Source organism: Paraburkholderia rhizosphaerae, from assembly GCF_004366595.1.
Lineage (GTDB): Bacteria > Pseudomonadota > Gammaproteobacteria > Burkholderiales > Burkholderiaceae > Paraburkholderia > Paraburkholderia rhizosphaerae.
This window is the reverse complement of record NZ_SORE01000026.1, coordinates 45,813-66,378: the sequence shown is the minus strand read 5'-3', so window position 1 is coordinate 66,378 and position 20,566 is coordinate 45,813. Positions and strand designations below refer to the sequence as shown.

At 64.0% G+C, this 20,566-nt stretch carries 18 protein-coding genes; 9 read left to right on the top strand and 9 right to left on the bottom strand.

Annotated features, from left to right (window positions below; genetic code table 11):
* Window positions 1-8: 8 nt before the first annotated feature.
* Window positions 9-1,697, bottom strand: coding sequence for an efflux transporter outer membrane subunit (locus BX592_RS27165; protein WP_134196374.1), 1,689 nt, complete (start codon window positions 1,695-1,697; stop codon window positions 9-11).
* Between the two features lie 157 nt (window positions 1,698-1,854).
* On the opposite strand from BX592_RS27165, the gene BX592_RS27160 reads away from it, so the two are divergent.
* Window positions 1,855-2,793, top strand: a complete 939-nt coding sequence (locus tag BX592_RS27160) for a LysR family transcriptional regulator (RefSeq protein ID WP_134196373.1) — start codon at window positions 1,855-1,857, stop codon at window positions 2,791-2,793.
* 519 nt (window positions 2,794-3,312) lie between these two features.
* Here the strand turns inward: BX592_RS27160 and BX592_RS27155 are convergent.
* The 3 genes from BX592_RS27155 to wrbA all read right to left on the bottom strand — a co-directional run bounded on the left by BX592_RS27155 (window position 3,313) and on the right by wrbA (window position 5,473).
* A complete protein-coding gene (locus BX592_RS27155) occupies window positions 3,313-4,161 on the bottom strand; it encodes a metallophosphoesterase (protein ID WP_134196372.1) in 849 nt (282 codons plus the stop codon).
* Between the two features lie 119 nt (window positions 4,162-4,280).
* Complete coding sequence (locus BX592_RS27150) at window positions 4,281-4,694, bottom strand: DUF2069 domain-containing protein (protein ID WP_243849753.1); 414 nt, start codon at window positions 4,692-4,694, stop codon at window positions 4,281-4,283.
* Between the two features lie 176 nt (window positions 4,695-4,870).
* Window positions 4,871-5,473 (bottom strand): NAD(P)H:quinone oxidoreductase, encoded by a 603-nt coding sequence (gene wrbA / locus BX592_RS27145; protein WP_134196370.1) that lies wholly within the window; start codon window positions 5,471-5,473, stop codon window positions 4,871-4,873.
* A 107-nt stretch (window positions 5,474-5,580) separates the two neighbouring features.
* On the opposite strand from wrbA, the gene BX592_RS27140 reads away from it, so the two are divergent.
* A complete protein-coding gene (locus BX592_RS27140; protein ID WP_243849749.1) occupies window positions 5,581-6,939 on the top strand; it encodes a YihY family inner membrane protein in 1,359 nt (452 codons plus the stop codon).
* A gap of 7 nt (window positions 6,940-6,946) precedes the next feature.
* Here BX592_RS27140 and BX592_RS27135 read toward each other — a convergent pair whose 3' ends face one another.
* The 3 genes from BX592_RS27135 to BX592_RS27125 all read right to left on the bottom strand — a co-directional run bounded on the left by BX592_RS27135 (window position 6,947) and on the right by BX592_RS27125 (window position 9,688).
* The gene (locus BX592_RS27135) at window positions 6,947-7,273 is read right to left on the bottom strand and encodes an Mpo1-like protein (RefSeq protein ID WP_134196369.1); all 327 of its coding nucleotides are present in this window, start codon (window positions 7,271-7,273) and stop codon (window positions 6,947-6,949) included.
* Window positions 7,274-7,469: 196 nt separating this feature from the next.
* Window positions 7,470-8,318, bottom strand: a complete 849-nt coding sequence (locus BX592_RS27130; RefSeq protein ID WP_134196368.1) for an alpha/beta fold hydrolase — start codon at window positions 8,316-8,318, stop codon at window positions 7,470-7,472.
* Window positions 8,315-9,688, bottom strand: a complete 1,374-nt coding sequence (locus tag BX592_RS27125) for an O-acetylhomoserine aminocarboxypropyltransferase (protein ID WP_134196367.1) — start codon at window positions 9,686-9,688, stop codon at window positions 8,315-8,317. Before BX592_RS27125 ends, BX592_RS27130 begins: the two co-directional genes overlap by 4 nt.
* Before the next feature lie 201 nt (window positions 9,689-9,889).
* Here BX592_RS27125 and BX592_RS27120 point away from each other — a divergent pair, with 201 nt between their 5' ends.
* The 4 genes from BX592_RS27120 (at window position 9,890) to BX592_RS27105 (ending at window position 15,540) form a co-directional block, all read left to right on the top strand.
* Entirely contained in the window at window positions 9,890-10,342 is a 453-nt protein-coding gene (locus BX592_RS27120) for a CBS domain-containing protein (protein ID WP_134196412.1), read from the top strand.
* Between the two features lie 275 nt (window positions 10,343-10,617).
* Window positions 10,618-12,555, top strand: a complete 1,938-nt coding sequence (locus BX592_RS27115; protein WP_134196366.1) for an MFS transporter — start codon at window positions 10,618-10,620, stop codon at window positions 12,553-12,555.
* A 232-nt stretch (window positions 12,556-12,787) separates the two neighbouring features.
* A complete protein-coding gene (gene aroC, locus BX592_RS27110) occupies window positions 12,788-13,888 on the top strand; it encodes a chorismate synthase (protein ID WP_134196365.1) in 1,101 nt (366 codons plus the stop codon).
* 149 nt (window positions 13,889-14,037) lie between these two features.
* Window positions 14,038-15,540, top strand: coding sequence for a tetratricopeptide repeat protein (locus BX592_RS27105; RefSeq protein ID WP_134196364.1), 1,503 nt, complete (start codon window positions 14,038-14,040; stop codon window positions 15,538-15,540).
* Between the two features lie 119 nt (window positions 15,541-15,659).
* On the opposite strand, the gene BX592_RS27100 is transcribed toward BX592_RS27105, so the two are convergent.
* Window positions 15,660-17,333 (bottom strand): electron transfer flavoprotein-ubiquinone oxidoreductase, encoded by a 1,674-nt coding sequence (locus tag BX592_RS27100; protein ID WP_134196363.1) that lies wholly within the window; start codon window positions 17,331-17,333, stop codon window positions 15,660-15,662.
* A gap of 226 nt (window positions 17,334-17,559) precedes the next feature.
* On the opposite strand from BX592_RS27100, the gene BX592_RS27095 reads away from it, so the two are divergent.
* Window positions 17,560-18,339, top strand: a complete 780-nt coding sequence (locus BX592_RS27095; protein WP_134196362.1) for an SDR family oxidoreductase — start codon at window positions 17,560-17,562, stop codon at window positions 18,337-18,339.
* A gap of 97 nt (window positions 18,340-18,436) precedes the next feature.
* The gene (locus BX592_RS27090; RefSeq protein WP_134196361.1) at window positions 18,437-18,868 is read left to right on the top strand and encodes an acyl-CoA thioesterase; all 432 of its coding nucleotides are present in this window, start codon (window positions 18,437-18,439) and stop codon (window positions 18,866-18,868) included.
* Window positions 18,869-18,968: 100 nt separating this feature from the next.
* Here BX592_RS27090 and BX592_RS27085 read toward each other — a convergent pair whose 3' ends face one another.
* Complete coding sequence (locus tag BX592_RS27085; protein ID WP_134196360.1) at window positions 18,969-19,511, bottom strand: LuxR C-terminal-related transcriptional regulator; 543 nt, start codon at window positions 19,509-19,511, stop codon at window positions 18,969-18,971.
* Between the two features lie 348 nt (window positions 19,512-19,859).
* Between BX592_RS27085 and BX592_RS27080 the strand changes: the two genes are divergently transcribed.
* Window positions 19,860-20,564 (top strand): CoA transferase subunit A, encoded by a 705-nt coding sequence (locus BX592_RS27080; protein WP_134196359.1) that lies wholly within the window; start codon window positions 19,860-19,862, stop codon window positions 20,562-20,564.
* Window positions 20,565-20,566: the final 2 nt, after the last annotated feature.

Here is a 20,566-nt window from a genome sequence, read left to right as displayed (position 1 = left end):
TGGGCGGCTCAGCGCGTGTTCGCGTTGGCCGCGTCGAGCGGCGCGGTGCGGGGCGCCGCCTTCCCCGCGATCGGTTGTGCCGACGCCGGCTGCGTATTCGCCGCTGCCGCTGCCGCTGCCGGTGCCGGTGCCGCTGCCGGTGCCGGTGCCGCTGCCGCTGCCGCTGCCGCTACCAGTGCGCTGACGCCTTTGGCCGCTTTAGCAGCCTTGCGGCGTTCGCTCGCGGGCCACGTGTCGGTTTCGTCGGGACCATCAGCGGGTTCCGACAGACCGCCGCCGAGCGCGGCCACCAGCGTCGCCCGCGCGCTCAGCCGATCGGCCTGCACGCGTGCGACGCCTTCCTGCGCGCGCAATTGTTGGGTCTGCGCGATCAGCACATTCACATAGTCGGTCAGGCCGCGCCGGTAGCCTTCACGTGCGAGCTGATAATTCTTCGTCGCGATATCGACGGCGCGCTGCGCTTCTTTCGCCTGCGTTTCGAGCGAACGGATCCGCACGACTTCGTCGGAGATCTGCTTGAGCGCGTTGACGATCGTCTGGTTGTATTGCTCGGCCGCTTCGTCGTACCCCGCGGACGCGACGCCAAGCTGCGCGCGCAGACGCCCGCCGTCGAGAATCGGCAGCGACGCCGCCGGTCCGACCGTCCACGAGCCGTTCTGCGCATGCAGAAACTGGAAGAACGGCCCCATCGCGGCAAACCCGCCGATCGACGCAAGCAGATCGATATTCGGATAGAAGTCCGCGTGCGCGACGTCGATGCCGCGCGCCTGCGCGGCGACGCTCCAGCGCGCCGCGACGATGTCGGGTCGATGGCCGATCAGTTCGGCGGGCAACGTCGACGGCAGGCCGGCCGGGCCAGCGAGCGACAGTTGCGGCCGCTTGATCGTATCGGCCGCGCCCGGGCCTTTGCCGGCAAGCGCGGCAAGCTGATTGCGCCCGAGCGCGATTTCCGCTTCGAGCGCGTCGATGCGCCGCTCGGACTCGGGCAGCGGCGTCTCGGCTTGCGCGACTTCGAGCTGGGTGCCGAGACCGCCTTGCAGCCGCCGGTTCGCGAGTGTCGCGACCTGTTGCTGTTGCGCGAGCGTGCTCTTCTCGATGTCGAGCAACGCATAATTCATCGACATGTCGATGTAGGTGCGCACGACGTTCACTTCGATTTCGAGTTGCGCCGCTCGCGCATCGGCGGCGCGCGCATGGGCGAGATCGAGCGCAGCTTCGGCTGCGTTTTTATCGCGGCCCCACAAGTCGAGGTGATACGACAGGCTGAGCGCCGCGGTGTTGTTCCAGGTGGTCTGGTTAGCGAGCGGCCCGGGACCGTAGTAGACGTTGTCCGGCCAGTGTTCGCCCTGAATCGACAGATTGCCTCTGACTTGCGGCGAAAGGTCGGCCGCGTTGACTGCGGCGAGCGCCTGCGCGTTGCGCACGCGCGCCTGCGCAACGGCGAGCGTCGGGTTGCCCGAGAGGGCGGCTGCTACCCAACTGTCCAGTTGGGGATCTTTATAGGCACGCCACCAGTCGACATCGGGCCATTTCGCATCGATATCCGCTGCGCGGATCGCAGCGCCCGCATCGAGCGACATCGGGTCGTTGCCATGCGCCTGCGGGGCGACGTTTCCAGGACTCGCGCAACCGGCAATTATTAGCGGGATCGCAAGAACCGCGAGTGCGGTGATCCCATTGCTCACCGGAAACTGCACGATTTCCTCCCTAATTGACTATGAAACGATGTGCGCCATTATATTTTTCAGCAGATTAATGAATAACCGGCAAAGATGAAAGGGATCTTTACGAAGGTTGCAATAATGTTCCTTTCGGTTTGTGCAACAATCGCCTGCAATGTAGTCAAGGATCGACATGGATACGCTCCAGAACATGCGCGTCTTTGCCCGCGTCGTCGAGGCGGGCAGTTTCACGGCTGCCGCGCAGCATCTCAATACCACCACCGCTTATGCATCGCGCGCCGTTTCGGACCTCGAAGGGCATTTGCGCACGCGTTTGCTGAACCGGACCACACGACGTATCGCGCTGACCGAAGCCGGTGAACGCTATTTGCAGCGCTGCGAGCAGATTCTCGCGTATGTGGACCAGGCCGAGGCAGAGGCGAGCGACGCGCATGCGCGTCCATCAGGCAAGCTGAAAGTACACGCGATGACAAGTTTCGGCCAGCACTACGTCGTACCGGCGGTCGGCGGCTACCAGCAGCTTTATCCGGATGTGCAGGTTGAGTTGACCCTTGCGCAGCGTATGCCCGATCTGCTCGACGAAGGCTACGACGTCGCGCTCGCGCTCGCCCAGGGTCTGCCCGATTCGGGGCTGGTGTCGCAACGGCTGGGCAGCGTGTTCAGCATCACGTGCGCCTCGCCTGCTTATCTGGAACGCAAGGGCTTGCCGCAGACGCCCGCGGATCTGCGCAATCACGTGTGCCTGCGCATGCTGACGCCGATGTTCCCCACCGACGAATGGACGTTCAACGGTCCGAACGGGCAGGAAACCATTGCGCTCGGCGCGGCGACGTTTCAGGTGAACGTCGCGGAGGCCAAGGCAGTGGCGGTGCGCGAAGGCATGGGCATCGGGCTGCTGCCGATCTACTCGGCGATCGCCGGATTGCGCAGCGGCGAACTCGTGTGGGTGCTGCCCGAGTACACCGCGCAGGAAATGAATCTGTATGCGATTTATGCGTCGCGCCAGTATCTGGACGCGAAGATCCGCACGTGGGTCGAATATCTGCGCGATGGGTTGCCCGCAACGCTGGCTAACGATCATGCGGAATTGCGCAAATTCGCACGCACTTGAAGTGGTGTCCGCAGTCGTGGTGCGTACGTGCGGTCACGAGCCGCCTTGAGCCGATGCGCTCACGTGTATCGCTCGGTTTTCACTCGGTTTTCAGCCCGTTTGCAGTCAGGTACGACGTTACAAATGACCGTTGCGTCGCAACACTTGCTTACTTCCCTCGCGTACCGGTTTTGCTAACGTGGAGTCCATGCCGCTGTGCTCGCGCGGTCCACGCGGCAAGTCTGCTACGCAACGCCACTCGTGCTGCGAGTGCTAAACAAGAGGGAAAGTATGGATACGCATCTGATGATCGGTGTCGCTGTCATTTTCGGATTGATCGCTGTGGCCGCGTCGCGTGACGTGTTGCGTCGTCTGCGGCAGCAGCCGCGGCTTGTACCAATCAAGTCGACCGCAATGAAGTCCGCGCGCAAGGATGATGCGAGCAGTCTTTGACTGTCTGATCCGCGCACCGCGCCCGATTTCCGATTTCCGATTCGCATGACGCAGCGCGCGTTCGACCAGGCGCTGCTGTGACTGTGCTCAGATGTCGACGACCTTGCTCCAGCTGAACTGCTCGTTTTCGAGCTTGCGTGTGCGCCAGTCGAAGTAGCCGCGCGGGTTGCACACGACGCGCGTGCCGTTTTCGACATAATCGAAGCCCGTATGCGTATGCCCGTGAATCCATAGCGCAACGGGGGCGCGTACCAACGCGGGCAGGTCGTTGACGAAACCCGCTGATACCAGGTCATTCGCATAGCGCTCGGCGAGGCTGCGCCGGTGCGGCGCATGATGCGTGACGACGATTGTCTTGCCCGCGAATGGCTGCGCGAGTTCGTGGGTCAGCCACGCAAGCGAGCGCGCATGCAGCGCGAGCGAATCGGCCGGCGTGAAATTGCGACGCGTGTTGTGTTCGGCCGCCGCCGATGTGTGCGACGTACTTGTCACGTTGGTCGCCGGGGCGCCCCAGGTCACCTGAATCAAGCCGCGGTAGTCGAGCATCGCGCGCTGCGCGGCTGCCATCGACGCGGCGCGCGCTTCCGGTTGCGCGCCGTACAACTCGAAATCGGTCCACAGCGTCGTGCCCAGCACGCGCCAGCGGTGTTGCGGATCGACGAGCACCGCGTTGTTCAGGAAGTGCACGTTGTCGACCGAATGCGCGGCATCGAGCATCGCCGATTCAAGCGCGCCGAATTCGCCGTCGTAGTACTCGTGATTGCCCGGCACATAGACGACCGGTACGGCGCCATCGAACGTTTCTGCGGCCCAGCGCAACCCTTGCGCATGATTGTGGATGTCCCCCGCGAGCACGACGAGGTCGGCGTCGGCGTGCGGAATCACGTCGGGCTCATCGCATTCGAGATGCAGGTCAGACAGCACGCGAATCTTCATCGTTACGGCTCCGCTGTGCCGCGCGCGGGCGGCGCGATGTCGGTTGATGCCGCGCAGTCGCGGCGCGAGTGATGCGTGTAGCGTAGCACCTTGATGCCGCCCGCAAGGGGGGCGTCGCGTCAGGCCGTTTTCTTTGCGCGCCGCGCGGCGCGTTTGAATGGCGCGACATACGCGAGCGCGCACACGAAGAACAGCAACGCGAGCAGCGCTTCGAGCCATGCGAGCGTCGCGCTCGGACCGCGATCGCTCATCCCGCGCACGATGCCCTCCATCAGGTACAGCAACACCAGCATCGATGCCCACTGCAGCGTATACAAATTGCGCCGCCACACGCCACGCAATGCAAGCAGAAGCGGCAGAGCCTTTAACACGAGCGCCGAACCGCCGGGGCGCAGCGGCGCGACGCGCCATTCCCACGCGACGCACAGGGCGATCAGCAGCACGAGGGCAGCCGTCGCGCCGTACGCGGCCCATCGCGGCGCGCGCCGGGCGCACGTCGCCGCTGATGCGCCAGTCGACGAAACAGCGGACACAGCAGCGGACACAGCGGCGGACACAGCGGCGGACGAGCCAGCGGCGGAACCAGACGAATCAGCGGACGAAGCAGCGGTCGCGGAAGTCGCCGGGGCATCGTTCACGCGAGCGTGCCGGGCAGGCGAATGCGGCGGGGTGTTTATCGTCATAGTGAGCCCTTGCGCATCGCGCGCGTCTACGGACGTTCGGTCATCGAAGCCGCGGTGCGTGCGATACGCGCGCCGAGTGCGATCGCCAGCGCCTTCTCATCGGCCGAAATGCCGTGCACCGCGGAATCCGCGCGCGCGTGGTGCGAAGCGCCGTACGGCGTGCCGCCGGTTTGCGTCGCGTTGAGCAGGCTTTCGGTGTACGGGATGCCGAGGATCAACATGCCGTGGTGCAGAAGCGGCAGCATCATCGACAGCAACGTGGTTTCCTGGCCGCCGTGCAGGCTGCCGGTCGACGTGAAAACACACGCCGGCTTGCCGGCGAGTGCGCCCGATAACCATTGCGGCGTGGTGCCGTCGAGGAAATATTTGAGCGGTGCAGCCATATTGCCAAAGCGGGTCGGCGAGCCGAGCGCGAGGCCAGCGCATTCTTCGAGGTCGCGCAATTCCGCGTACGGCGGTCCTTCGGACGGAATATCGGGCGCGCTCGCCTCGCATACGGTCGAGACCGGCGGCACGGTACGCACGCGTGCCTGAAGGCCCGGCACACTGTCGATGCCTTGCGCGATCGCGAGCGCGAGTTCGCGCGTCGCGCCGTGCCGGCTGTAGTAAAGCACGAGGATGTCTTTCATGGGCTCTTGATAGTGAACGGGTATTATAGGGGCTCGGTCCCGCGCTCAGGTCCCACACTCAGGCCGCAGATCAGACACGACAGCATCGCAGCATCACGGAGAGATCGATGAAGTGGAAGGAGCCCGGCTTGCGCTCGTGGGTGTTATCGCTGTTGTCCCGCATGCGTGTCGATTTCGACACACTCAAACGCCTCGCGCATTTCGCCGCGCAGCGCAGTAGTGAAGATCGCGTTGCGCAGGTCGCCGGCAGTCTTACGTTCACGACGATGCTCTCGCTCGTGCCGCTGGCAACCGTTGCGTTCGCACTCTTTACCGCATTTCCGATTTTTGCGTCATTTCAGATGTCGCTGCAGGGCTTTCTTGCCGATCATCTGATGCCCGTGCAGTTCAATAACCAGATATTCAAATACCTGAACCAGTTCGCGTCGAAGGCGAAGGGCCTGACGACGCTCGGCATGATCTTTCTGTTTCTGACGTCCGTGATGACGATGATGACGGTCGAATCCGCGTTCAACGTGATCTGGCGCGTGCGCAAGGCGCGGCCGTTTGCGCAGCGGGTGCTGGTTTACTGGGCGATTCTGACGCTCGGGCCGCTGCTGATCGGTGTGAGCCTGTCGATTTCGTCGTATCTCTTTACGCGCTCGATGGAGTACACGGCCACACAGCATATTCCGTCGATGATCGAATGGGCGCTGACGGGCGCCGCGCTGCCGCTGACGGTGCTCGCGTTCACGCTGATGTACGTGTTTGTGCCGAATTGCCGTGTCGCATGGCGCGACGCGGCCGTGGGCGGGCTGTGCGCGGCGGTTGCGTTCGAATTCGCGAAGCGCGGCTTCGGCTTCTACATTCGCCGCATACCGAGCTATACGGCGGTGTATGGCGCTTTCGCGGTGGTGCCGCTGTTCCTGATCTGGATGTATCTGAGCTGGTTCATCACGCTGGCAGGAGCGATGATCACGTCCGCGCTGCCGGCCATCCGCATCGGGCAGTTTCACCGCCCTTACTTTCCGGGCGGCGATCTGCTGTGTGCGCTCGAACTGCTCGCGATGCTCAGCGAAGCGCGCGACCTCGGCTCGCGCGGCTACACGGTGCCGGAACTGGCGCGGATGCTTCGCCGGGATATGGACACGACCGTGCGCCTGCTGCAGCAACTCGAAGCGATCGGCTGGATCGTGCCGATCGACGACAACGGTTTGCACCCCCACCACGTGCTGCTCGCGAATCCGAATCACATTACCGTGCGGCAGTTATACGATCTGCTCGTGATCGATCGCGATGAACTCGCGTATCAGGCGAAGCTCGATTCGACGCACGTGCATGGCGCGACGTTGCTGGCCGCGCTCGAAAACGACAGGCTGGATGTGACGCTAGCCGCGTTGATCGCGGCGCGTGCCGGCGAGCGGTCCGCGCAGCGCTCGGGCGATAACGCGCGCGATGCGTCGCCGATGCCGCATCGGATTGCGTAGCGGACGGCTACAGCGAGATCTTCCCGGCGCAGATGTCCTTGAACATCACCCAGTCGCCCATCAGGCTGTAGATCGGGTGGCGGAACGTGGCGGGACGGTTCTTTTCGAAGAAGAAGTGTCCGACCCATGCGAACCCGTACCCGCATAGGACAGCGACCGGCAGCCACAACCAGTCGGACGACGCGAGCGCCATCGCGACGCAGCCGATCACGCCAAGCGACCCGAGAAAGTGCAGGCGTCGCGAAGTCAGATTGCGATGCTCTTCCAGGTAGTACGGATAGAACTCGGCAAAGCTGGCGAAGTGCGGTTCTTCGTGCGTGGAGTGCGGGTCCATCATCAGCTCCCGTGCGTTGGCGCTTGCAGGTTGATTTCATTTTGCGTCGTCCCGCAGCGGGACGCAACCTGGCCGTTCGGCCAATGGTGCGCCGCCGCTCATGCAGGTAAGGTGTCGGCGGTGGAGTCGCGACAGCGACGGGTGAAGAACCTTGCGCGCCGCCTGTCGGGCGCTTGTCCGGCGCTTGAACGGTGGGCTACGACTGCGTCTGCGTCTGCGTCGGCACCGGCCGCTGTGCTGCGAACGTATAAAGCGCGTCGAGTGTTGCGTCCGGCTGCTCGGCCATCAGCGCGTGCCCAGCGTCGAGCGTGACGACGTCGAACTTCGCGTTCGACTGGCGGAACGCATCGGCGAGCGCGCGTGTCGCGCGCGGCGGCGTCATCACATCGCGCTTGCCGACAATCAGCCGTACCGGGCAGCGCACCTGCGCCGCGCGCTCGAGGCCGTCCGCATAGTCGTTGCATGCGCTGAAGTCGGTATGAAAGAGATGCGGCTCGCCCGTTGCGGCGACGCGCTCCATCAGGCGCTGGTTCATCCCCTGCAGCCAGAAACCGGGCGCGGGGCACGACGGCTTCGCGGCGAGCGTCGAATGCGACCACTGGTTGACCATCGCAATCGCTTCCGTTTCGCGCTCGCGCGCGGCGTCGAGCAGCGCGTCGGAAACGGTCATCGGCACGGCGGTCGCGACCAGCGCTATGTGCGTCGCGCGCGCCGGGTAGCGGGCGGCGAAATCGAGCGCGATCAGCGACCCCATGCTGTGTCCGGCGACGAACGCGCGAGCAATGCCGGTCGCATCCAGCAGTGCCGCGAGCCAGTCGGCCATCGCGTCGATGCGATGCAGCGCGGGGCCCGCGCTGCGGCTGTGCCCCGGCAGGTCGAGCGCCAGCACGCCGAAGCCGTGATGCGCGAAGTAGCGCGTCTGCAGCGCCCATACGCTATGGTCGTGCTCCGCGCCATGAATAAACACGGCGCTTGGCAGTGTGGGGTCGAACGGTTTGCCGCCCGTGTATGCATAGGCGGGCTGGCCGCGAACGTCGACGATCATTGCGGCTCCTTGCGCGTGATGTCGGCGCTAGCGGCAGGGTGAGGCTGCGCCGACGCGACCGCTTTAACGTCTTTTCGGCCACCGGCGGGCTGTTGCGCGGCTTTCAGTGCGCGCTTGAGATCGTCGATCAGGTCGTCCGGATCTTCGAGGCCAATTGAAAGGCGCACCGTGCCTTGCTCGATTCCGGCGGCAGCGAGCGCGGCGGCATCCATCCGGAAATGTGTCGTCGACGCGGGGTGGATCACCAGCGAGCGCGCATCGCCGACGTTCGCGAGATGCGAGAACAGCGCGAGCGCTTCGATAAAACGGCGACCGGCCGCACGATCGCCGTGCAGGTTGAAGCTGAACACCGCGCCCGCGCCGCGCGGCAGCAGCCGTTTGGCGAGCGCATGGTCCGGATGGGACGGCAGTTCAGGGTAGGCGACCGATTCGACTGCCGCATGCGCGGCGAGAAACTCGACCACTTTGCGGGTGTTCGCCACATGACGCTCCATGCGCAGCGGCAGGGTTTCAATGCCCTGCAGCAACTGCCACGCGGCCTGCGGATGCAGACACGCGCCGAAGTCGCGCAGTCCTTCGCGACGCGCACGCAGCAGGAAGGGCGCGACCGTGCTTTCTTCGGTGAACACCATTCCGTGAAAGCCCGCATACGGTTCGGTGAACTCCGGAAAGCGGCCCGATGCGGCAAAGTCGAACGTGCCGCCGTCGACCAGCACACCGCCGATCGTCGTACCGTGCCCGCCGAGAAATTTGGTCGCCGAGTGATAGACGAAGTCCGCGCCGTGCTCGAACGGCTTGAGCAGATACGGCGTCGTGAACGTCGAGTCGACCAGCAGCGGCACGCGGTGCTGATGCGCGATGTGTGCGATCGTCGCGATATCGAGCACATCGAGGCCCGGGTTGCCGAGCGTTTCGCCGAACAGGAGCCGCGTATTCGGCCGCAATGCGGCGCGCCAGGCATCGATGTCGCCGGGTCTGACGAACGTGGTCTCGATGCCGAAGCGCGGCAGCGTATAGCTGAGCAGATTGTGCGATCCGCCATACAGCGCGCTCGACGCGACGATATGCGAACCCGCGCCCATCAGCGTGGCGATCGCGAGATGCAGCGCGGCCTGGCCGCTGGCGGCGCCGATCGCGCCCGCGCCGTTCTCGAGTGCGGCCACGCGCTCCTCGAATACGGCGACGGTCGGGTTCGAGATGCGCGAGTACACATGACCGGCGCGTTCCATGTTGAACAGCGCGGCTGCATGATCGGTATCATGAAAAGCGAAGGACGTGGTCTGGTAGATCGGCGTTGCACGTGCGCCGGTAGCGGGGTCGGGTGCCGCGCCGGCATGCAGCGCGAGCGTATCGAAACGGTTGGCTGGCATCGGAACGGCTGGCCGTCAGGCCGCGCGAAGGTGGGAGTGAGGCCATCGTAACACCCGTGTGAACACACCGGACAACGGCGCGCGCGGCATACGGCTTGCCCGCGTGTGTTTGCTGGCGGCGGCTTTCCTTTTAGGGTCCTTTCCGATAGCATCAAAAATAATGCCATTCAAGCCTTCCCGCGCTTCATCAGGAGACGAATCATGCGAGTTAGCGATATCCTCAAAGTCAAGGGGAATACCCTTTTCACGGTCACCCCCGACACGCCCCTCAATGACGCAGTCAATGCGATGGCCGAACACGATATCGGCTCGCTGGTCGTGATGGAGTACGGCGATCTGGTCGGCATGCTGACCTTCCGCGAAATTATCCTGACGTTGTCCCGCAACGGCGGCAGCGTCGGCACCTCGACCATCCGCAAGATCATGGATGACCACCCGCTGACCTGCACGCCGGAAACGGATGTCAATGAAGTGCGGCGCATGATGCTCGAACATCATGTGCGCTATCTGCCCGTCATGGATAGCCGCGCGCTGATGGGCGTGATCTCGTTCTACGACGTCGCGAAGGCGGTGGTCGAAGAACAAGGCTTCGAGAACCGGATGCTCAAGGCCTATATTCGCGACTGGCCGGAAGAGCGGGAACAGGCGCAGTAAAGGGTCGTTTCAGCGGCCGGTCGCCCGACGCGCGAGCGCGTTTCACGTCACCGCGTCACCGGTTTGGTGTACGGTACGGGTTATCCCGATGTCGCGGCGATGCCGGTCGCTGGAGCGCTGGAGCGCCGGCCGGCTGATACAGATACATTGGAGCGCGCGCGAAAGCGTGCGCTTTTTTGTGTCCGCAGCCAGCGCCGGGCTGGTCGCGCCGGCTGCGTGAGCAGCCAGTCGTCCACCTTACATTGCACCTGCCGGCCTGACCCGCCAACCACCCGATGAGCGACCGACCGTTACCCGCCGCCCGCCGTGCCGCCCGCGCCGATGACGCGCACGCATCGCAGTTCCGCCTGCTGCGCGAGCGGCGCTTCGCGCCGTTTTTCTGGACACAGTTCCTCGGCGCGATGAACGACAACGTGTTCAAGATCGGCTTCACGTCGCTGGTCACCTATCAGGCCGCACGTTTTGCCGGCGTGCACGCGGACACGGCTGCGTTTCTGATTTCCGCGATCTTCATTCTGCCATTTGTGCTGTTTTCGGCCACGTCAGGCCAGATCGCGGACAAGTACGACAAGGCGATGCTGACCCGCTTCGTGAAGACCTTCGAGATCGGCGTGATGCTGGTCGGCGCGGCGGGCTTCTGGATGCATGGTGCACCGCTGCTGTACCTGTGCACGTTCATGATGGGCGTGCATTCGACGGTATTCGGCCCGGTCAAGTACGCCTATCTGCCGCAACATCTCGAGAAGCAGGAACTGGTCGGCGGCAACGGGCTCGTCGAAATGGGCACGTTCGTCGCAATTCTGCTCGGCACGATCGTCGGCGGCGCGGCGGCGGGTCTTGCATCGCACGGCGAGGCGATTCTCGCGGCCGGTTGTATCGCGATCGCGGTGATCGGACGTGTGGTGTCGGGGTTCGTACCCGCGTCGAGGCCCGCGCAGCCGTGCCTGCAGATCAACTGGAATCCGGTCAGCGAGACCTGGCGCAATCTGAAGCTCGCACGCGAGCAACGCACCGTATTTCTGAGCCTGCTCGGTATTTCCTGGCTGTGGTTTGTCGGCGCGACTTTTCTGTCGTCGTTTTTCCGATTCGCGAAGGAAGTGCTTTCCGCGAATCCGGATGTCGTGACCGTGCTGCTCGCGACGTTCTCGGTCGGCATCGGCATCGGTTCGCTGATGTGCGAGCGGCTCTCGAAGCGGCGCATCGAGGTCGGCCTCGTCCCGCTCGGCTCGATCGGCATCAGCGTGTTCGCGATCGATCTGTTCTTCGCGAGCCACGCGTTGCCGCGCGCGCAGCATTTGTTGTCGGTCGCCGAGTTTCTCGTGGTACCGGCGCACTGGCGCGTGCTTGCCGATCTGTTCCTGCTGGCGATGTTCGGCGGCTTTTACAGCGTGCCGCTGTATGCGCTGATTCAGGCGCGCAGCGTGCCGAGCCATCGCGCGCGCATCATCGCGGCGAACAATATCCTGAACTCGCTGTTCATGATCGTCTCCGCGCTAATGGCGGTCGCGCTGACGTCGGCTGGTGTCGGCATTCCGGGCCTCTTTCTGGTGACGGCGTTGCTCAACGTTGTCGTCGCGATCTATATCTACTCGCTCGTGCCGGAGTTTCTGCTGCGTTTTATCGCATGGCTGCTCGTGCATACGATCTACCGGATCCGCCTCGTGCACGCCGAGCGGATTCCCGAACAGGGCGCGGCGGTGCTGGTCTGCAATCACGTGAGCTATGTCGATGCGATCGTGATCATGGCCGAAAGCCCGCGGCCGATCCGCTTTGTGATGGACCATCGGATTTTTCGCACGCCGCTGATCGGCTGGCTGTTCCGCGACGCAAAGGCGATTCCGATCGCGCCCGCGCATGAGGATGCCGCGCTGCTCGAACGCGCCTATGACGCTTGCGCGCAGGCGCTCGCGGATGGGGAACTGGTTTGCATCTTTCCCGAAGGGAAGCTAACCCGAACCGGCGACATCAGTCCGTTCCGCCATGGAGTCACCGAGATATTGCGCCGCGCGCCGGCGCCGGTGGTGCCGATGGCGCTGCGCGGGCTGTGGGGCAGCGTATTTTCGCGCGACAGCGGCACGCATTGGCCGCGGCCGGTGCACAAGGGGGTGATGAGCCGGCTCACGCTGGCGGTCGGAGAACCGCTCGATCCGGCGCAGGTGACGCCGGAAGGCTTGCAGCAGATCGTGACGGAATTGCGCGGCGCGCGGAAGTAGCGGCGCGAGCGGGGGGAAGGGGAGCGGCGCAAGCAGGCGGCGCAAGTACGTGGCGTTGACCCGTGCGCGCGCTACCAGGCGGACGGTACAAGCAAGCCTTGCAAACAAACACACGGGCCGCGCAGGCGAGGCCGTCGGCGCCTTGGACACCGTTCCGCCGCCCGCCCCGTCAGGCTCACTGATCCCGGGGCTGGCATAATAACGGTTTCCCGCTTTACATTGGACGACGCTCATGTCCGGCAACACCCTCGGTACGCTTTTCACCGTCACCACCTTCGGCGAATCGCACGGTCCCGCAATCGGATGTGTGATTGACGGTTGTCCTCCAGGCATGGCGCTCGTCGAAGCCGATATCCAGATCGAACTCGATCGCCGCAAGCCGGGTACGTCGCGCCATGTCACGCAGCGCCAGGAAGAAGACAAGGTCGAGATCCTGTCAGGCGTATTCGAAGGACACACCACCGGCGCGCCAATCGCGCTGCTGATTCGCAACACCGATCAGCGCAGCAAGGACTACGGCAACATCGCCGAAACCTTCCGCCCGGGCCACGCCGACTACACGTACTGGCAGAAATACGGCATCCGCGACTATCGCGGCGGCGGCCGTTCATCGGCGCGTCTGACCGCGCCGACCGTGGCAGCCGGCGCGGTCGCGAAGAAATGGCTGCGCGAGCATCTGGGCACGGAGATTCGCGGCTATATGGCCGCGCTTGGTGAAATCGACGTGCCGTTCGTCGACTGGGCGCAGGTGCGCGAGAACCCCTTCTTCGCGCCGAATGCGGACATCGTGCCGCAGCTTGAAGCGTATATGGACGCGCTGCGTAAGGAAGGCGATTCGATCGGCGCGCGGATCAACGTGGTCGCGACCGGTGTGCCGGTCGGGCTCGGCGAACCGCTGTTCGACCGGCTCGACGCCGATATCGCGCACGCGATGATGGGCATCAATGCGGTGAAGGGCGTCGAGATCGGCGCAGGCTTTGCCAGCGTCGCGCAACGCGGCTCGGTGCATGGCGACGAACTGACGCCCGAAGGTTTTGTCGGCAACCATGCGGGCGGCGTGCTTGGCGGCATTTCCACCGGACAGGACGTTACCGTATCGCTCGCGATCAAGCCGACGTCGAGCATTCGCACGCCGCGCCGGTCGATCGACAAGGCCGGGCAACCGGCGGTCGTCGAAACGTTTGGGCGGCACGACCCGTGCGTCGGCATTCGCGCGACGCCGATCGCGGAGGCGATGCTCGCGCTGGTGCTGATCGATCACGCGCTGCGGCATCGCGCGCAATGCGGCGACGTGGTCGTCGCGACGCCGAAGATCGCGGCGAGCGCGCCGTAATCGCATCGAAGCGCGCGCGATAGGGCGTTGGCCGGATCGGCGTGACGAGCGCCGTTTGATCCGAAGCGCGGCCCAGCGATGGGCCGGCTCCGTGAGCAGCCAGACCTACGCGCGACGCCGCACCGATTCTCTGTCCGTGGAGCACGCCAATGACAGACTCCACCTATCCGAGCGCCGAGGGTTTGGCGCAACTACACGCGCGCGCGCAGGCGCCGACCGCGGTGGCCGCCGACTGGCTTGCGTATGGCAAAGCGCTGCTCGCGCAAGCCGGCCGCGATACACCCAATGGGCACACCATGCGCGACACGCCGTGTTTGCGTGACGCGTTGAGCGCGCTCGTGCGCGCCTGGCGCCTCGATGCTTCAAGCGATCCCGCGTTATTGCCGACAATCGCGCAGACCGCGTTTATCGTGCGCGACTGGCCGCTCGTTGAATCGGCAACGGAACTGCTGCTTGCGCGCGATCCCGCCGACGCGAACGCGCTGGTCTGGCGCGCGGCCGCTGTTCAGCAACGTGACGATTTCGACGAGTCGCAGCGCTTGCTGCTCGAAGCCGCGCGCGTGGCGCCGAACAATCCCGTGGTGCTGCACAAGCTTGCGTTGTGCATCAAGGAGCAGGCGCGCTTTGCGCAAGCCGAAGCGTTATTGCGCCGCGTGCTCGAACTGTCGCCTGACAGCCCGCACGCGTTGTTCGACCTCGCGGAACTCGAGATCCGTGCGGGCCGCTTCGCGCAAGGATGGCCGCACTACGAAGCGCGCGTCGCGTTCGACGACGGAACCGACAATGCACAACAAGCGCTTGCGGCGATCAGTCCGCATTGGCACGGCGAGTCGCTCGCGGGCAAGACGCTCGTCGTGTATGGCGAACAGGGGCATGGCGACTGCCTGTGGGCAGTTCGCTTTCTGCCGCGCATTGCACAACGCGCGCGCGAACAGGGCGGTCGCGTGATCTTCGGCCACGATGGTCCGCTGCGCTCGCTGTTCGAGCGGATGCTGCCCGCGGATGTCACGCTCGAAACCAGTCTCGATACGCATCCCGACTTCCACTGCGGCCTGATGAGCTTGCCGCTGCATCTCGGCATACACGACGCAAGCGGTTGGGCGCAACCGTATCTGAGCGCGGAGCCAGCACGCATCGATGCATGGCGCGAGTATGTCGTTGCAGCCGCAACGAACGGGCAACGACGCGTCGGACTCGTCTGGAACGGCAACCCCGCGCATATCCGCGATACACGCCGGTCGGTACCCGTCGAACAACTCGAGCCTTTGCTCTTGGTACCTGGCATCACGTGGTTCGCGCTGTCGCCAGGCCGCGCGGCGACGGTTGCGCAATGGCGCGCGCACGGGATCGACATCGTCGATCCGACCGCGCGCTTTGCCGCCGGCTTCGACGATGTCGCCGCGTTGCTGATGCACCTCGACCTGGTCGTGACGATCGACAGCGGCCCCGCGCATCTGGCCGGCGCGCTCGGCGTGCCGACCTGCCTGATGATCGATCGCGTGTCCGCGTGGTTTTGGGGCGAGGAAACGCAAACCACGCCGTGGTATCGCTCGATCGAGCTGGTACGGCAGCCCTCGGTTGGCGCATGGGCGCCGGTCATCGAGCAAGTGAAAGCGAGAGTCGAAGCGTTAGCCGCAACGCGTGGTGAATAGCACGGGGCCCCGCACGAATCGCGAGGCGCTGCTGCAAAACGAAAGCGCCGCTTGAAGCGGCGCTTTCTGTTTAATCGGATGCGCACGCGATGTTGCTGATAAGTCGCGCGCTCACTGCATCACATATTCGGATAATTCGGTCCGCCACCGCCCTCCGGCGTGACCCACACGATATTCTGCGTCGGATCCTTGATATCGCATGTCTTGCAGTGCACGCAGTTCTGCGCGTTGATCACGAGATGCTCGTTGCCGTCGTCGCCTTTGACGAATTCATACACCGCAGCCGGGCAGTAGCGGCTTTCCGGTCCGGCGTAGGTTCTGAAGTTGACGTTGACGGGCACCGATGCGTCTTTCAGCGTCAGGTGCGCCGGCTGGTTTTCCTCGTGATTCGTGTTCGAGATGAACACCGACGACAGGCGGTCGAACGTCAGCTTGCCATCCGGCTTCGGGTAGTGGATCGGCTTGCATTCGGCCGCGGGCTTCAGCATCTCGTGGTCCCAATGCTGATGATGCAGCGTCCACGGCACATTGCCGCCGAATACCTTCTGCTCGATGCCGACCATCAGCGTGCCGAGATAAAGACCTTTGCTCATCCACTGCTTGAAATTGCGCGCGCGATGCAGTTCGCCATGCAGCCACGATTGCTTGAACGCGTCCGGATACGCGCTGAGTTCGTCGCCCTGACGGCCAGTTTGCAGTGCGTCGAATGCGGCTTGTGCGGCCAGCATCCCGGACTTGATCGCCGCATGACTGCCCTTGATGCGTGACGCGTTCAGGAAGCCCGCGTCGTCGCCGACCAGCGCGCCGCCCGGGAAGACCAGCTTCGGCAGCGATAGCAGCCCGCCTGCGGTGATCGCACGCGCGCCGTACGACACGCGCTTGCCGCCGTCGAGAAACGCGCGGATCGACGGATGCGTCTTGTAGCGCTGGAACTCTTCGAACGGCGACAGATAGGGATTCGTATACCCAAGCCCGACGACGAAGCCCACCATCACCTGGTTATTGTCGATGTGATAGAGGAACGAGCCGCCGTAGGTCTGCGGGTCGAGCGGCCAGCCGGCGGTGTGGATCACAAGGCCGGGCTTATGCTTCGCCGGGTCGATTTCCCACAGTTCCTTGATGCCGATGCCGTAGACCTGCGGATCGGCGCCGTCACGCAGCTTGAACCTGTCCTGCAGCTGCCGGCCGAGGTGCCCGCGCGCGCCCTCGCAGAAGAGCGTGTATTTTGCGTGCAATTCCATGCCGAGCTGGAAGCTGTCGGTCGGCTGACCGTCCTTGCCGACGCCCATATTGCCGGTCACGACACCCTTGACGGAGCCGTCGTCGCCATACAGCACCTCGGCGGCCGGGAAGCCTGGAAAGATTTCGACGCCCAGCGCTTCGGCCTGCTGCCCAAGCCAGCGCGTGACGTTGGCAAGGCTGATCACATAATTGCCATGATTCTTGAAGCTGTCGGGCAGCGCCCAGTTCGGCACCGCGGTCGCGCCCGTTTCGGACAGGAACAGGAACCGGTCTTCGCTCACTTCGACGGTGAGCGGCGCGCCTTTTTCCTTCCAGTCCGGAATGAGTTCGTTGAGCGCGCGCGGGTCCATCACCGCGCCCGACAGGATGTGAGCCCCGATCTCCGATCCCTTTTCGAGCACGCAGACGCCCAGTTCCACGCCTTTTTCCTGCGCAAGCTGCTTCAGGCGGATCGCCGCGGCAAGCCCGGCCGGCCCGCCGCCGACGATCACCACGTCGTATTCCATCGACTCGCGTGGGCCGTACTGCTCGATGAGACTTGCGGGGGTCATTGAAACTCCTCTTGCCGTTAGAATGCTTTTTTCGGGATCGTATTGTGGGCGAACGGTCCCGGCGCTGCAACCGGATGCGCAGTCATTAGGACGATCGTACTATTATTCGGCCTCGGGCTCGACAGTGTATGCCGACACGCCACGCAGCGAGCCGACGCGTGGTTCGCACTGTTCACGCGCCAGTGTGCGGCGCCCGGGCCGCTTCAACGAAACAAGGAAAACCACGATGGGCCGTTCGATCAATCTGGAAGGCAAGGTCGCGCTGATTACCGGCGCGTCCACGGGTCTTGGCAAGCGGTTCGCACAAGTGTTGTCGCAGGCTGGCGCGAAGGTCGTGCTGGCGAGCCGCCGCGTCGAGCGTCTGAAGGAATTGCGCGCGGAAATCGAGGCGTCCGGCGGCGCCGCGCATGTCGTGTCGCTCGATGTGACCGACTATCAGAGCATCAAGGCCGCGGTCGCGCATGCGGAAACCGAGGCCGGTACGATCGACATTCTCGTCAATAACTCCGGCGTGTCGACCACGCAGCGTCTGGCGGAAGTGACGCCGGCCGACTTCGAATACGTGTTCGATACGAATACGCGCGGTGCGTTTTTCGTTGCGCAGGAAGTCGCCAAGCGCATGATCATGCGCGGGGCGGGCAGTGGCGGCAAGCCGCCGTACCGGATCATCAATATCGCGTCGATGGCGGGGCTGCGCGTGCTGCCGCAAATCGGCCTGTACGCGATGAGCAAGGCGGCCGTGGTTCATATGACGAAGGCGATGGCGCAGGAGTGGGGCCGACACGGTATCAACGTGAACGCGATCTGCCCCGGCTATATCGAAACCGAGATGAACCACCATCACTGGTCGACCGACCAGGGCCAGAAGCTGATCTCGATGCTGCCGCGCCACCGCGTCGGCAAGCCGGAAGACCTCGACGGCCTGTTGCTGCTGCTGGCCGCCGACGAATCTCAATTCATCAACGGCTCGATCATCGCCGCCGACGACGGGTTCGGCCTTTCATAAGTCTTTTCGTTTCGGCGCCGCCGCGCGCCTGACGTCACCGCGATCATCGAATGATGGCGGTGACGTCTGCTTTACCGCATTTCCCTGGAAGAACTTGATGAGCGATTACCACGCAGTATTCGAAATGTCGCTGCCGATCCGTTGGGGCGACATGGATGCGTTCGGCCATGTGAACAACACGGTTTATTTCCGCTACATGGAGCAGGTGCGGATTTCCTGGTTCGAGCAACTGGGTCTGGGGCAGCCTGTTGACGGTGAAGGGCCGGTTATCGTCAATGCGTCGATGGAGTTTCTGAAACAGCTGCAATACCCGGGCGACGTGATCGGCAAGATGTCGGTTGGGACGCCGGGCCGCAGCAGCTTCGATACGGGCTTCGTGCTGACGCGCGCCGACGATCCTCACACCGTCTATGCGCGCGGCAATGCGCGCTGCGTGTGGGTCGACTACAAGGCGGGCAAGTCGGTGCCGATGCCTGACTCGCTGCGCACGGCGATTGCGAATGCGTCGGTTGAGAAAGCGGCTGCTTGAGCCGGTCCATGCGCGGCGCCATTCGTGGATTCATACGCGGGTCCACGAACGCGTCGATCGCCAACGCCACACGCGACGAATTCATCGTCGCTGTCCCGCCTCATTGGCCTAACAGCCTTTGCAACAGCTCGGTCGCGTTGCAGGTATCGTATTTGCGCATCAGCCGCGCGCGGTACACGTCGACCGTGCGCGAACTGATGTCGAGTATCCGGCCGATCTGCTTGCTGGTCTTGCCGGTGACGAGCTGTGCGGCAATCTCCCGCTCGCGTGGCGTCAGTTCGACCGCGACGCGCCGTGTCGCGCTCAGATCCTCGAAGGTCCAGATGCCCGCCGCATGCGGATCGGTGCGCTCGAGCGAGCGGCCCGTCACGTGGCACCAGAATAGTTCGCCGTTCGCGCGTTTCATGATGCGGTCGTCCGCATAGCTGCCCTGCGCGGTCATGATCGGCGGAATGCGCGCGCCAATCCGCTCGAACTCGTCGGCGGACGGATACAGCACCTGAAACGACTGGCCAAGCAGCGCCTCGCGCGTGCAACCGAAGATCGACGCGACTTCGTCGTTGCAGTCTTCGATGTTTCGGGCGCGCGAAAGGACAAGGCCGATCGGCGCGAGATGGAAGGCGGTCTGGTAGTCGAGGGGCATGAATGCGGTGCGAATACTTATGTATTTTTGCGTATTGTGCCGCACCGGGCGCGCGTCGTACCCTTTCTGCATCACAACGCAAGTCACAGCAGCATGCGACCGGTCATGCGGTTCGTCGTTATTCCGCTTGCCGTCCGCTTGTCGTCTGCGTGTTATCCGCTTGTCAGGACCGCGGTTTGGCAACGGCCGCGCGCGGATGCACGGGCGGTTTGCACTCCACCTGCTGCCAGTGACTAGAATGACGGTTCGGGCACTGCCCGATGCACGTCGATGGATTCGCATCCGGTGCGCGCATCACGCCTCGCATCGGATCGACTCTGGGTTTCCATTCAAGGAAGGGACATATTGATGAACAAGGTCTATCCGAGCGCCGCCGAAGCGCTCAAGGACATCGTCAAGGACGGGCAGACGTTTGCCGTCGGCGGTTTCGGCCTATGCGGCATTCCTGAAGCACTGATCGCCGCGCTGCGTGACTCGGGCGTGAAGGGCATTACGTGCATCAGCAACAACGCGGGCGTCGACGGCTTCGGGCTCGGCCTGCTGCTTGAAACGCGTCAGATCAAGAAAATGATCTCGTCGTACGTCGGCGAGAACAAGGAGTTCGAGCGCCAGTATCTGGCCGGCGAACTCGAACTGGAATTCACGCCGCAAGGCACGCTCGCCGAGAAGCTGCGCGCGGGCGGCTCGGGTATTCCGGCGTTCTTCACGAACACCGGTTTCGGCACGCTTATCGCGGAAGGCAAGGAAACGCGCCAGTTCGGCGAGAACCACTATGTGCTCGAACATTCGCTGACCGCCGACGTCGGACTCGTCAAGGCGTGGAAGGCGGACAAGTCGGGCAATCTGATCTATCGCCGCACCGCGCGCAACTTCAATCCGATGTGCGCGATGGCGGGTCGCGTCACGGTGGCGGAAGTGGAAGAAATCGTTGAAGTCGGCCAGCTCGATCCGGACGCGATTCATACGCCGGGCATCTTCGTGCAGCGGCTCGTGCTCAATGCGCATCCGGAAAAGCGTATCGAACAACGTGTGACCCGCGCGAAAGGAGAGTGACC

Excerpts from the sequence above, each read along its gene's own strand:
- BX592_RS27085 (WP_134196360.1), bottom strand. The coding sequence starts at position 19,511 with ATGCCCCTCGACTACCAGACCGCCTTCCATCTCGCGCCGATCGGCCTT.
- BX592_RS27155 (WP_134196372.1), bottom strand. The coding sequence starts at position 4,161 with ATGAAGATTCGCGTGCTGTCTGACCTGCATCTCGAATGCGATGAGCCC.
- BX592_RS27160 (WP_134196373.1), top strand. The coding sequence starts at position 1,855 with ATGGATACGCTCCAGAACATGCGCGTCTTTGCCCGCGTCGTCGAGGCG.
- BX592_RS27095 (WP_134196362.1), top strand. The coding sequence starts at position 17,560 with ATGGGCCGTTCGATCAATCTGGAAGGCAAGGTCGCGCTGATTACCGGC.
- BX592_RS27090 (WP_134196361.1), top strand. The coding sequence starts at position 18,437 with ATGAGCGATTACCACGCAGTATTCGAAATGTCGCTGCCGATCCGTTGG.
- BX592_RS27135 (WP_134196369.1), bottom strand. The coding sequence starts at position 7,273 with ATGGACCCGCACTCCACGCACGAAGAACCGCACTTCGCCAGCTTTGCC.
- BX592_RS27105 (WP_134196364.1), top strand. The coding sequence starts at position 14,038 with ATGACAGACTCCACCTATCCGAGCGCCGAGGGTTTGGCGCAACTACAC.
- BX592_RS27125 (WP_134196367.1), bottom strand. The coding sequence starts at position 9,688 with ATGCCAGCCAACCGTTTCGATACGCTCGCGCTGCATGCCGGCGCGGCA.
- BX592_RS27140 (WP_243849749.1), top strand. The coding sequence starts at position 5,581 with ATGAAGTGGAAGGAGCCCGGCTTGCGCTCGTGGGTGTTATCGCTGTTG.
- BX592_RS27130 (WP_134196368.1), bottom strand. The coding sequence starts at position 8,318 with ATGATCGTCGACGTTCGCGGCCAGCCCGCCTATGCATACACGGGCGGC.
- wrbA (WP_134196370.1), bottom strand. The coding sequence starts at position 5,473 with ATGAAAGACATCCTCGTGCTTTACTACAGCCGGCACGGCGCGACGCGC.
- BX592_RS27115 (WP_134196366.1), top strand. The coding sequence starts at position 10,618 with ATGAGCGACCGACCGTTACCCGCCGCCCGCCGTGCCGCCCGCGCCGAT.
- aroC (WP_134196365.1), top strand. The coding sequence starts at position 12,788 with ATGTCCGGCAACACCCTCGGTACGCTTTTCACCGTCACCACCTTCGGC.
- BX592_RS27100 (WP_134196363.1), bottom strand. The coding sequence starts at position 17,333 with ATGACCCCCGCAAGTCTCATCGAGCAGTACGGCCCACGCGAGTCGATG.
- BX592_RS27080 (WP_134196359.1), top strand. The coding sequence starts at position 19,860 with ATGAACAAGGTCTATCCGAGCGCCGCCGAAGCGCTCAAGGACATCGTC.
- BX592_RS27120 (WP_134196412.1), top strand. The coding sequence starts at position 9,890 with ATGCGAGTTAGCGATATCCTCAAAGTCAAGGGGAATACCCTTTTCACG.